We start from the raw sequence: 13,192 nt of genomic DNA on the forward strand, positions 1-13,192 counted from the left end.
AAAACGGACCCTGCTTAGGCAATTACTTGATCACAAGGTTGTGATCAGATCATGAGGACATGGTCATGCTAAATAAATTCAAACAAATACAAGAACAATGGGGTGGCTCTAATGAGGTCATCGATCATTGGCTCGAAACTCGACAGTCTCTAATCGTTGAGTATTGTAAGCTAGGTGCCTTGCAGCCAGCTAGCAACGGGCAATCAAACGTTGTTGAACTCCCTTCCCCTAAAGAAATAAGCTCATTCTGTGATCATGTTGTCGATTATATCTCAGAGGGTCATTTTAAGATCTACGATATGGTCATGAAAAAATGGCAAGCAACAGGCTTTAAAACCAATGACGAGATTGATACAACTTACGCGAAGATCGTACTTACAACCGAGCCGCTTCTAGAATTCAATGATAAGTACGTTAAAGTAAATGCAGACGATGAGTTGCCTAACTTCGAAGGAGATATGTCCAAAGTAGGTGAACTACTCGAACTACGTTTTGAAGTAGAAGATAATCTTATCCAGCTTATTGCAGACAGTTTAGCGATTCCACCAGGCGCTTAGTTAGCCGAATCCTTAATAAGCTTGCCTCTGTGCAAGCTTTTTGTTTTGTCTGTAAGGTTATCCAAACTACCCAGAACCTTTCAGACAGAGCTTACTCGCTCGCCCTGACCTTTAGCCATAAGCATATGGTTACAGCCCTAATCAGCCTAGTCATCTCTACCCTTTATCTTACTGGCCTCAAAGAGCACTCTTCAGGACATAAATCCAACCTCACCAGCTAGATAAGAACACCTATCACTTTATAAGTCATAGCTAAATACCAATACGCCAGATACAAAAAAGGCACCCGAAGGTGCCTTTTTCTTATCTCTTAGAGACTACTCGTAGAGCTTACTCTTCTGAAGAGAAACCAGCGTTTAGAAGTGCTGCTAGATTGTCAGTAGCTTGTTCAGCTGAAGGACCTTCTTGCTCTTCTTCACGTTGTTTTTGACGCTCTTGGTGGTATGCGAAACCAGTACCAGCTGGGATCAGACGACCAACAATTACGTTCTCTTTCAGACCGCGAAGGTCATCACGCTTACCAGAAACCGCAGCTTCTGTTAGTACGCGAGTCGTTTCTTGGAACGATGCAGCTGAGATGAATGACTCAGTTGCAAGAGATGCTTTAGTAATACCTAGTAGATCACGTTCGAAACGTACTAGTTCTTTACCTTCAGCTTCTAGCTTACGGTTAGCAATCTTAACATTGTGGTACTCAACTTGTTCGCCAGGTAGGAACGGAGAGTCACCAGAATGAGTGATTGTACACTTACGTAGCATTTGACGAACGATAGTCTCGATGTGCTTATCGTTAATCTTTACGCCTTGTAAGCGGTAAACTTCTTGAACTTCGTTCGCGATGTACTGAGTTACTGCGTGGATACCACGTAGACGCAGGATATCGTGTGGAGTTTCAGGACCGTCGGCGATTACATCACCACGTTCAATCTTCTCACCTTCGAACACGTTCAATTGACGATGCTTAGGAATCATCTCTTCGTAAGCGTCACCGCCTTCACGAGTGATTACTAGACGACGCTTACCTTTCGTTTCTTTACCGAAAGACACAGTACCTGTGTGCTCAGCAAGGATCGCAGGCTCTTTAGGCTTACGAGCTTCGAATAGGTCAGCTACGCGTGGTAGACCACCGGTGATATCTTTGTTTCCGCTCGATTTTTGAGGGATACGAGATAGTGTGTCACCGATGCCAACTTCAGCGCCATCTTCGATGTTTACAATCGCTTTGCCAGGTAGGAAGTAGTGAGCTGGCATATCAGTACCAGGGATCATTACGTCGTTACCTTGCTCATCAACAAGTTTGATAGCTGGACGCATATCTTTACCTGCTGCTGGGCGAGCTGCTGCGTCTGTAACTTCACTTGAAGAAAGACCCGTTAGATCGTCAGTTTGACGAGAAACTGTAATACCATCGATCATATCTACGAATTGGATACGACCTGCCACTTCAGTGATGATTGGCATGGTATGCGCTTCCCAGTTAGCTACAACTTCACCAGCAGTAACTGCTGCGTTGTCGCCTTTGGTTAGCATCGAACCGTAAGGAAGTTTGTGCTTCTCTTTAGTACGGCCGAATTCATCAATAATCGTCATCTCAGATGCACGAGAAGTGATAACCAGTTTCTTATCTTTGTTAACTACGAACTTAGCATTGTGAAGTTTCACAGTACCAGTTGTCTTAGCTTGGATGCTGTTCTCTGCTGCTGCAGTAGATGCCGCACCACCGATGTGGAACGTACGCATCGTTAGCTGTGTACCCGGTTCACCGATAGATTGTGCAGCGATAACACCAACTGCTTCACCTTGGTTCACTAGGTGACCACGTGCTAGGTCACGACCGTAACACTGTGCACAACAACCGAAGTCTGCATCACAGGTAACAACAGAGCGCACTTTCATGCTATCTACTGAGTTGTCTTCCATGATTTGACACCACTTCTCATCAATCAGAGTATTACGTGGAATCAGTACATCTTCAGTACCAGGCTTAAGAACGTCTTCAGCTACTACACGACCTAGAGCAAGCTCAGAAAGTGCAACTTTAACGTCACCACCTTCGATGTGAGGCATCATGTCGATACCTTCATGCGTGCCACAGTCATGTTCGTGTACTACAACGTCTTGAGCAACGTCTACTAGACGACGAGTTAGGTAACCCGAGTTTGCTGTTTTCAGTGCTGTATCCGCAAGACCCTTACGAGCACCGTGCGTTGAGATAAAGTACTGAAGGACGTTTAGACCTTCTTTAAAGTTCGCTGTGATCGGCGTTTCGATGATTGAACCATCTGGACGCGCCATCAGACCACGCATACCTGCTAGCTGACGAATCTGAGCTGCAGAACCACGTGCGCCCGAGTCGGCCATCATGTAGATGCTGTTGAACGATTCTTGCTGTTCTTCTTCGCCGTCACGGTTGATAACTGTTTCAGAAGATAGGTTATCCATCATTGCTTTCGCAACGCGGTCATTCGTAGATGCCCAGATATCGATAACTTTGTTGTAACGCTCACCCGCAGTAACAAGACCAGATTGGAATTGCTCTTGGATTTCGCGAACTTCTTCTTCAGCAGATTCAATTTCATCGTATTTCGCTTGAGGTACAACCATATCGTCGATACCTACAGAAACACCAGAAAGTGCAGCGTATGCAAAACCTGCGTACATGATTTGGTCAGCAAATACTACTGTATCTTTTAGACCAAGCTTACGGTAACACTCGTTAAGAAGAGTAGAGATCTGCTTCTTACCTAACTTTTGGTTAACGATGCTGTACGGTAGGCCAGCTGGAACGATTTGCCATAGCATTGCACGGCCGACAGTTGTATCAACCATCTTCGTTTCAGTAGTGCTGTTACCATCTTCGTCTACTACAGTTTCGGTGATACGTACTTTAACGCGAGCGTGTAGCTCAGCAGTCTTAGTACGGTATGCCTTTTCAGCCTCAGCAGGGCCAGCAAGGTACATACCTTCGCCTTTCACGTTGATCTTGTCACGTGTCATGTAGTAAAGACCCAATACAACGTCCTGAGAAGGTACGATGATCGGATCACCTGACGCTGGCGACAGAATGTTATTCGTCGACATCATCAGTGTACGTGCTTCAAGCTGTGCTTCTAGAGTTAGAGGCACGTGGACCGCCATTTGGTCACCATCGAAGTCGGCGTTGTATGCCGCACACACTAGTGGGTGAAGCTGAATCGCTTTACCTTCGATTAGTACTGGTTCAAACGCTTGGATACCTAGACGGTGAAGTGTAGGTGCACGGTTAAGCAGTACTGGGTGTTCGCGGATTACTTCGTCCAGGATATCCCAAACGATAGCTTCTTCGCGCTCTACCATCTTCTTAGCAGCTTTGATTGTCGTAGCCATGCCACGAGTTTCTAGCTTGCTGTAGATGAACGGCTTAAATAGCTCAAGTGCCATCTTCTTAGGAAGACCACACTGATGTAGACGAAGGTATGGACCTACTGTGATTACAGAACGGCCAGAGTAGTCTACACGTTTACCTAGAAGGTTCTGACGGAAACGACCTTGTTTACCCTTGATCATATCAGCAAGAGATTTCAGAGGACGCTTGTTAGAACCAGTGATAGCACGACCACGACGACCGTTATCTAGAAGTGCATCAACAGACTCTTGCAGCATACGCTTTTCGTTACGTACGATGATGTCCGGAGCAGCTAGCTCTAGAAGGCGCTTCAAACGGTTGTTACGGTTGATCACACGACGGTAAAGGTCGTTCAGATCTGAAGTCGCAAAACGACCGCCATCTAGTGGTACTAGAGGACGTAGATCTGGCGGCAGAACCGGAAGTACAGTCAGAATCATCCATTGCGGATCGTTACCCGATGCAATGAACGCTTCAACTAGCTTCAGGCGCTTAGTAACTTTTTTACGCTTAGTTTCTGAGTTAGTCGTTTCTAACTCTTCGCGCATTTCTTCCACTTCTTGATGAAGGTCCATTGTTGCAAGCAGATCTTTGATCGCTTCAGCACCCATCTTAGCAGTAAATTCGTCACCCCACTCTTCTAGACGATCCAGATACTCTTCTTCAGTAAGCATCTGAGATTTTTCTAGATCAGTCATACCTGGTTCAGTTACTACGTACATCTCGAAGTAAAGAACACGTTCGATATCACGTAGAGGGATATCCATTAGTAGACCGATACGAGACGGCAGTGATTTTAGGAACCAGATGTGAGCAACTGGTGAAGCTAGCTCGATGTGGCCCATGCGGTCACGACGAACTTTAGTTTGTGTAACTTCAACGCCACACTTCTCACAGATAACACCACGGTGCTTCAGGCGCTTGTATTTGCCACAAAGACATTCGTAGTCTTTAACTGGACCAAAAATACGTGCACAGAACAGACCATCACGTTCAGGTTTGAACGTACGATAGTTAATTGTTTCCGGCTTTTTAACTTCACCAAAAGACCATGAACGGATCATGTCTGGTGAAGATAGACCGATTTTGATTGCATCAAATTCTTCGGTCTTATGCTGTGCTTTTAGAAAGTTTAATAAGTCTTTCACATTCAGCTCCTGTAAGGAGTTAAAGGAGCTCACTGCTGTAGCAAGCTCCCTTTTACCAAATAATCCTATCTTCTTTTAAAAAGAAGGAGGGATTACTCTTCGTCTTCTAGCTCGATGTTGATACCTAGCGAGCGAATCTCTTTCAACAGTACGTTGAACGACTCAGGCATACCAGGTTCCATGCTATGGTTACCGTCTACGATGTTCTTATACATCTTAGTACGGCCGTTAACGTCATCTGACTTAACTGTTAGCATTTCTTGTAGAGTATATGCAGCACCGTATGCTTCTAGTGCCCATACTTCCATCTCACCGAAACGCTGACCACCGAACTGAGCTTTACCACCAAGTGGTTGCTGAGTTACTAGGCTGTAAGAACCAGTTGAACGAGCATGCATCTTGTCATCAACCAAGTGGTTCAGTTTCAGCATGTACATGTAACCAACAGTTACAGGACGCTCAAACGAATCACCAGTACGACCATCAAACAGTTTAAGCTGACCAGATTCTGGCAGATCACCCAGTTTAAGTAGTTCTTTGATTAGAGACTCAGAAGCACCGTCGAACACAGGAGTAGCAATCGGTAGACCGCCACGTAGGTTCTTGATCAGTGTACGAACTTGATCATCAGACAGTTCAGCAATATCAACTTTCTGACGAGTATCACCAAGATCGTAAACCTTCTGTAGGAACTCACGGAACTTATGCAGTTCTTGTTGTTCCTTAACCATTTGGTTGATCTTGTCACCGATACCTTTCGCAGCCAAACCTAAGTGAACTTCTAGGATCTGACCGATGTTCATACGCGATGGTACACCCAGCGGGTTAAGTACGATGTCTACAGGCTGACCTTTCTCATCGTATGGCATGTCTTCAACAGGGTTAATCTTAGAGATTACACCTTTGTTACCGTGACGACCGGCCATCTTATCACCAGGCTGGATACGACGTTTAACCGCTAGGTAAACTTTAACAATCTTAAGAACGCCAGGCGCTAGATCATCACCTTGAGTGATTTTACGACGTTTAGTTTCAAACTTCTTATCGAAGTCTGCTTTTAGCTCATCCCACTGCTCAGCAAGTTGCTCAAGCTGTGTTTGTAGCGCATCGTCTTCTAGAACTTGCTCTAGCCATTGCTTACGACCGATAGTATCAAGCTTAGCTTCAGAGTAACCACCAGACAGAAGTACAGCTTTAACACGGTTAAGAAGGCCACCCTCAAGAATTTGGAACTCTTCAGTTAGGTCTTTCTTAGCTTCTTTAAGCTGCATCTGTTCGATTTCAAGTGCACGCTTGTCTTTCTCTACGCCATCGCGAGTGAAGACTTGTACATCGATGATAGTACCCGAAACAGAGTTTGGTACACGTAGAGAAGTATCTTTAACATCAGATGCTTTCTCACCGAAGATAGCACGTAGTAGCTTCTCTTCAGGAGTCAGTTGAGTTTCACCTTTAGGGGTTACTTTACCAACTAGGATGTCGCCACCCTTAACTTCAGCACCAATGTAAACGATACCTGACTCGTCTAGTTTAGACAGAGCAGACTCACCTACGTTTGGAATATCAGCTGTGATCTCTTCAGAACCCAGCTTAGTATCACGAGCCACACAAGATAGTTCTTGGATGTGGATTGTCGTGAAACGGTCTTCTTGAACTACGCGCTCAGATACTAAGATCGAGTCTTCGAAGTTGTAACCGTTCCAAGGCATGAATGCGATACGCATGTTTTGGCCAAGAGCTAGTTCACCAAGGTCTGTTGAAGGACCATCAGCAAGAACATCGCCACGTGCAACTGGTTCACCAGGAAGTACAGTTGGACGTTGGTTAATACATGTGTTTTGGTTCGAACGCGTGTACTTAGTTAGGTTGTAGATATCGATACCAGCTTCGCCAGGTACCAATTCATCTTCGTTAACCTTAACTACGATACGAGAAGCGTCTACAGACTGAACTTGACCACCACGTTTAGCAACCGCTGTAACACCAGAGTCAACTGCGATGTTACGTTCGATACCAGTACCTACTAGAGGCTTATCAGCCTTAAGTGTTGGTACAGCTTGACGTTGCATGTTGGCACCCATCAATGCACGGTTCGCATCATCGTGTTCTAGGAACGGGATAAGCGAAGCAGCGATAGATACTACTTGGTTTGTCGCAACGTCCATGTAGTCAACGTGATCGCGTGGGTGAAGACCAGATTCACCTTTTTGACGAGCTGTGATTAGCTCATCTGCAAACGTACCTTCTTCAGTAAGAATGGTGTTTGCTTGCGCGATTACGAATTGACCTTCCTGGATTGCAGACAGGTAATCAACTTCTTCTGTTACTACACCATCTACTACACGACGGTACGGAGTTTCTAGGAAACCGTAATCGTTACAACGTGCAAACGCAGATAGTGAGTTAATTAGACCGATGTTTGGACCTTCAGGCGTTTCGATCGGACATAGACGACCGTAGTGAGTTACGTGAACGTCACGTACTTCGAAGCCTGCGCGCTCACGAGTAAGACCACCAGGACCTAAAGCAGAGATACGACGTTTGTGCGTAACTTCTGACAATGGGTTGTTTTGGTCCATGAACTGTGAAAGCTGTGAAGAGCCAAAGAATTCTTTAACTGCAGCAGAGATCGGCTTAGCGTTGATAAGATCTTGAGGCATGATTGCATCAAGGTCACCAAGGCTTAGGCGCTCTTTAACGGCACGTTCTACACGAACTAGACCAACACGGAATTGGTTTTCTGCCATTTCACCTACAGAACGGATACGACGGTTGCCAAGGTGGTCGATATCGTCCACTTCACCAATACCGTTACGGATACCAATCAGTTTCTTCATCACTTCGATGATGTCTGATTCATCCAGAGTACCGCGCTCTTCTTCTTCTTCACGCTCGATAGAGCTGTTGAACTTCATACGGCCTACAGTTGATAGGTCGTAACGTTCTTCAGAGAAGAATAGGCTTTCGAATAGAGACTCTGCAGCTTCTTTCGTTGGTGGCTCGCCAGGACGCATCATGCGGTAGATTTCTACCAATGCAGAGATGCGATCTACTGTGCTATCTGCACGTAGAGTGTCTGACATGAATGGACCGTGATCTAGGTCATTCGTGAACAGAGTTTGTAGAGCCTTGTGACCTGCTTGAGACAGGTTAGCAAGTGCTTCTAGGCTAATCTCTTGGTTCGCGCCAACGATGATCTCGCCAGTTGCTTCATTGATGTAATCTTTAGATGCAACTTTACCAACGATGTACTCTACTGGTACTTCGATGTGCTCAACGCCATCTTTTTCAAGTTGACGGATATGACGAGCAGTAACACGACGACCAGTCTCAACGTAAGTTTTGCCGTTTGCTTCGATGTCGAATGACGCAGTTTCACCACGTAGACGATCAGGAACCAACTCCATAAGAAGAGTTTGGTCTTTAACTTCGAAGTTCACTTTGTCGAAGAACAGATCTAGGATCTCTTCAGTCGACTTACCAAGTGCACGAAGAATAATCGATGCTGGTAGCTTACGACGACGGTCGATACGTACGAATAAGTTATCCTTAGGATCGAACTCAAAGTCTAACCATGAGCCACGGTAAGGAATTACACGTGCGTTATAAAGAACTTTACCTGATGAGTGGGTCTTACCCTTATCACTGTCGAAGAACACGCCTGGGCTTCGGTGCAGCTGGGATACGATAACCCTCTCGGTACCATTAATTACGAAAGTACCATTGTCTGTCATAAGCGGAATTTCGCCCATGTAGACTTCTTGTTCTTTAATGTCTTTTACAGTACCTGCTGGTGCATCTCGATCAAAGATAACTAGACGTAGTTTTACGCGTAGTGGCTTTGAGTAAGTAACACCGCGGATTTGACATTCTTTAACGTCAAAAACTGGCTCACCAAGACGGTAGCTAACGTATTGCAGCTCAGAATTGCCGTTGTAGCTCTGAATTGGAAATACAGAACGGAAAGCAGCTTCAAGACCGTATTGACCTTCTGGATCCTGTTCGATGAATTTGTCGAAAGAATCAAGCTGGATCGATAACAGGTATGGAATGTCCAAAACTTGTGGACGAGTACCAAAATCCTTACGGATGCGCTTTTTCTCGGTATAAGAGTAAACCATGGGGTTCCTCAGCTCGCTGATAAGTGACCCAAACCACCCAAAACACTCTTCAAGAGGGGGCGGTGACAAACAGCTGTTTACTGTAGTGAACAATCATTTCGAAAAAATGACTGTTTTTTTGCTCGGATTATGACGGTTAAACAGCGGAAAATTCGTCATAGCCCTACAGCGCAAAAAGGCCGGTGGTTAATAAACCACCAGCCATTAGCCTTGCGGCTAAGAAATTAAGTAATAATTACTTGATTTCAACAGAAGCGCCAGCTTCTTCTAGCTGTGCTTTAAGAGCTTCAGCTTCAGCTTTGTCAACGCCTTCTTTAAGCGCTGCAGGAGCTGAGTCTACAAGACCTTTAGCTTCTTTAAGACCTAGGCCAGTTGCGCCACGTACAGCTTTGATAACTTGTACTTTGTTAGCGCCAGCAGCAGTTAGGATAACGTCGAATTCAGTTTGCTCAGCTGCAGCGTCGCCGCCAGCTGCGCCACCAGCTACAACAGCAGCAGCTGCAGTAACGCCGAATTTCTCTTCCATAGCTTCGATAAGCTCAACAACTTGCATTACAGACATTTCTGCAACTGCGTCTAGGATTTGCTCGTTAGTAATAGACATAACAATTCTCTTTTAAGTCAACAATAAGTTTAAATAGCAACCAGTGAAAAGCAAGGCTTATGCCGCAGCTTCTTCTTTTTGGTCGCGAACAGCAGCGATAGTACGAACCAGCTTGCCAGCAGAAGCTTCTTTCATGCACATCATTAGGCGTGCGATAGCTTCGTCGTAAGTTGGTAGTGTCGCTAGTACTTCAGCATCAGTAACTGCGCCTTCAAATGCAGCAGCTTTGATCTCGAAATCTTTATTCTCTTTAGCGAAGTCTTTGAAAAGACGCGCTGCAGCACCTGGGTGCTCATTAGAGAATGCGATCAGAGTTGGACCAGTGAAAGTGTCTACTAGACACTCGTAGTCTGTACCCTGAACCGCACGGCGTGCTAGTGTGTTACGAACAACTTTCATGTAAACACCCGCTTCGCGAGCTTGTTTACGTAGAGAAGTCATTGCGCCAACTTCAACGCCACGAGAATCAGCTACAACTGCAGAAAGTGCACCACTGGCAGCTTCGTTGACTTCAGCAACAATTGCTTTTTTGTCTTGAAGATTTAAAGCCATTTGGATTAACCTCTGGTTGTGATTACAGCACTCAATACAAAATGTAATGAGCGTTTACGATGTTATTTAAAAATGAATAAATTCATTTCAAACCACAACATCGCCTACGTAGGTTTTATTAAGCTATCAATAATCTAATGAAAATCGACAGCGCCTACGGTCTTGGGATAGATGATTTCAAATTGCTTTAAAACCACCCAACCACAAATATTAGGCGCAGAAGTATACACTAAATCTGCGCCTAAGCAAATTAGTTTGCTTGAGTGTCAAGACTAGCTTGATCAACAGCAACACCAGCACCCATCGTAGTAGAGATGCTTACTTTCTTCAGGTAAGAACCCTTAGCTGAAGAAGGCTTAGCTTTCTTAAGAGCAACTAGAAGAGCTTCTAGGTTCTCTTGAAGCTGGCTAGCTTCGAAAGATGCTTTACCGATAGTAGTGTGGATGATGCCGTTCTTGTCGTTACGGTAACGAACCTGACCAGCTTTAGCGTTCTTAACCGCTTCAGCAACGTTAGGAGTTACAGTACCAACTTTAGGGTTTGGCATAAGGCCGCGTGGACCTAGGATTGTACCTAGTTGACCAACAACACGCATTGCATCTGGAGAAGCAACAACTACGTCGAAGTTCATTTCGCCTTTTTTCACTTGCTCAGCAAGATCTTCCATACCAACGATATCTGCGCCAGCAGCTTTAGCAGCTTCTGCGTTTGCACCTTGAGTGAAAACAGCAACGCGGATGTCACGGCCAGTACCGTGAGGTAGCACTGTTGCGCCACGAACGTTTTGGTCAGATTTACGAGCATCGATGCCTAGGTTAACAGCAACATCTACAGATTCAACGAATTTAGCAGTCGCTAGTTCTTTAAGAAGAGCAACAGCTTCGCTGATTTCGTATTCTTTAGTTGAGTCAACTTTGTCGCGGATTACGCGCATACGCTTAGTAAGTTTAGCCATGATCTTATCCCTCTACCACTAGGCCCATTGAACGAGCAGTACCAGCAATAGAACGTTTCATTGCTTCGATGTCAGCACCAGTCATATCAGCAGCTTTAGTTTCTGCGATTTCCTGAACTTGAGCGTCAGTAACAGTACCAACTTTCTCAGTGTTTGGACGACCTGAACCAGACTTAACGCCAGCAGCTTTCTTAAGAAGAACAGCAGCAGGTGGAGTCTTAGTTACGAACGTGAAAGAACGGTCGTTGTAAACAGTAATAACTACTGGAGTAGGTAGACCTTTCTCAACAGATTCTGTTTTTGCGTTGAACGCTTTACAGAATTCCATGATGTTCACGCCGTGTTGACCTAGAGCAGGACCAACCGGTGGACTTGGGTTTGCCATACCAGCTGCAACTTGCAGTTTGATATAAGCTTCAACTTTCTTAGCCATGATATTTCCTAATATTTTGGGTACATGCGCTAGCCGCAGGCGAGCTCCCCATAAATTCAATTAACTCTTTTTTACTTCCACAGAAGCAAAAAGGCGCGAAATTATAATCATAATTCGCGCCTTTAACAACCCTAAAAAGGTGATTTTTTATACTCTTTTATTTTGAACAACTTACGAAGTATTTATCCACAGCTTGTTCAAAGCTTAGAGTTTTAGTCCAGTTTTTCAACCTGACCAAATTCAAGCTCAACCGGTGTTGCACGACCAAAGATCGATACAGATACCTTAATGCGGCTTTTCTCGTAATCTACTTCTTCAACAGTACCGTTGAAGTCAGCAAATGGACCATCGTTCACACGAACCACTTCACCCGCTTCGAACATTGTCTTAGGACGTGGAGACTCGCTCGCTTTCTCTAGACGGTTCAAGATAGCATCAGCTTCTTTATCAGTGATTGGTGCAGGACGATCAGAGGTACCACCAATGAAGCCCATAACACGCGGAATGCTGCGTACTAAGTGCCATGATTCATCATTCATGATCATTTGAACTAATACGTAGCCAGGGAAGAATTTACGTTCACTTTTACGGCGTTGGCCTGCACGCATTTCCACTACTTCTTCAGTAGGTACTAGCACATCGCCAAATAGTTCTTCCATGTTGTGCATTTTAATATGCTCGCGTAGCGACTGTGCAACACGACCTTCAAAGCCAGAAAAGGCTTGAACTACATACCAACGTTTTTTTGGAGCTTCACTCATGAATCAGAACCCTCTACACCCCAGTTGCTAGAGAAACTAGACGGACCATAATGCCGTCAATTCCCCAAAGCACTAGAGACATAACAATACATACAGCTAAAACGATCAATGTAGTTTGCATAGTTTCTTGGCGAGTAGGCCAAACAACTTTACGAATCTCCATACGAGATTCTTTTGCAAAATCGATCGCAGCTTTACCTTTAGTTGTTGTTGCTGCAACGCCTAGTGCGGCAGCAATCAGCACAACTACACCTGCAGCGCGAATTACAACAGACAATTCACCATACAGGTAATTACCCACAACAGCAGCAGCCAACAGAACAAAAGCGACAATCCACTTCATTGTATCTGCTGCACCTGAGCTATCAGGAGTTTCAGCGTTTGCTTTCATAAAACCAACCTGTGATAAGTCTTAAATATAGACGACAATAACCCCGCTGTTGCAGGGCACATTCCTTTGCGTTGCAAAACAACACATCTAACAGTCATTTTAGTCAAAAAGACCGTTTAATTCTTTGCTAAGAGCAAAAATCGATGTCAAAACATCCAACTCTTTTTTTAGCGCAGAAAAAGGGCATCAAATGATGCCCTTTTTACTAGTGGTTCGTCAAATCTTATGCAAAGATTTTAGCTACAACACCAGCACCAACTGTACGGCCACCTTCGCGGATTGCGA

Annotated in this window: 9 protein-coding genes; 1 reads left to right on the plus strand and 8 read right to left on the minus strand. The window is 44.9% G+C overall.

What is annotated here, in order from left to right; all coding sequences use genetic code 11:
* Positions 1–59 precede the first annotated feature (59 nt).
* Positions 60–557, plus strand: coding sequence for an Rsd/AlgQ family anti-sigma factor (locus tag AB6E52_RS11355; protein ID WP_032546263.1), 498 nt, complete (start codon positions 60–62; stop codon positions 555–557).
* A gap of 330 nt (positions 558–887) precedes the next feature.
* Here AB6E52_RS11355 and rpoC read toward each other — a convergent pair whose 3' ends face one another.
* The 8 genes from rpoC to secE form a co-directional block, all read right to left on the minus strand.
* Complete coding sequence (gene rpoC / locus AB6E52_RS11360) at positions 888–5,090, minus strand: DNA-directed RNA polymerase subunit beta' (RefSeq protein WP_017060527.1); 4,203 nt, start codon at positions 5,088–5,090, stop codon at positions 888–890.
* 92 nt (positions 5,091–5,182) lie between these two features.
* Positions 5,183–9,211 (minus strand): DNA-directed RNA polymerase subunit beta, encoded by a 4,029-nt coding sequence (rpoB, locus tag AB6E52_RS11365; RefSeq protein ID WP_017060526.1) that lies wholly within the window; start codon positions 9,209–9,211, stop codon positions 5,183–5,185.
* A gap of 235 nt (positions 9,212–9,446) precedes the next feature.
* Positions 9,447–9,815 (minus strand): 50S ribosomal protein L7/L12, encoded by a 369-nt coding sequence (gene rplL / locus AB6E52_RS11370; RefSeq protein ID WP_017631516.1) that lies wholly within the window; start codon positions 9,813–9,815, stop codon positions 9,447–9,449.
* A gap of 57 nt (positions 9,816–9,872) precedes the next feature.
* Complete coding sequence (rplJ, locus tag AB6E52_RS11375; RefSeq protein ID WP_010435550.1) at positions 9,873–10,367, minus strand: 50S ribosomal protein L10; 495 nt, start codon at positions 10,365–10,367, stop codon at positions 9,873–9,875.
* Positions 10,368–10,617: 250 nt separating this feature from the next.
* Positions 10,618–11,322, minus strand: coding sequence for a 50S ribosomal protein L1 (gene rplA / locus AB6E52_RS11380; RefSeq protein ID WP_017060523.1), 705 nt, complete (start codon positions 11,320–11,322; stop codon positions 10,618–10,620).
* A gap of 4 nt (positions 11,323–11,326) precedes the next feature.
* Complete coding sequence (gene rplK, locus AB6E52_RS11385; RefSeq protein WP_010435555.1) at positions 11,327–11,755, minus strand: 50S ribosomal protein L11; 429 nt, start codon at positions 11,753–11,755, stop codon at positions 11,327–11,329.
* A 212-nt stretch (positions 11,756–11,967) separates the two neighbouring features.
* Positions 11,968–12,516, minus strand: a complete 549-nt coding sequence (nusG, locus tag AB6E52_RS11390; protein ID WP_010435556.1) for a transcription termination/antitermination protein NusG — start codon at positions 12,514–12,516, stop codon at positions 11,968–11,970.
* 13 nt (positions 12,517–12,529) lie between these two features.
* Entirely contained in the window at positions 12,530–12,907 is a 378-nt protein-coding gene (gene secE, locus AB6E52_RS11395; RefSeq protein WP_010435558.1) for a preprotein translocase subunit SecE, read from the minus strand.
* Positions 12,908–13,192 lie beyond the last annotated feature (285 nt).

This window comes from Vibrio sp. 10N.247.311.13, assembly GCF_041467595.1.
Classification (GTDB): domain Bacteria; phylum Pseudomonadota; class Gammaproteobacteria; order Enterobacterales; family Vibrionaceae; genus Vibrio; species Vibrio crassostreae_C.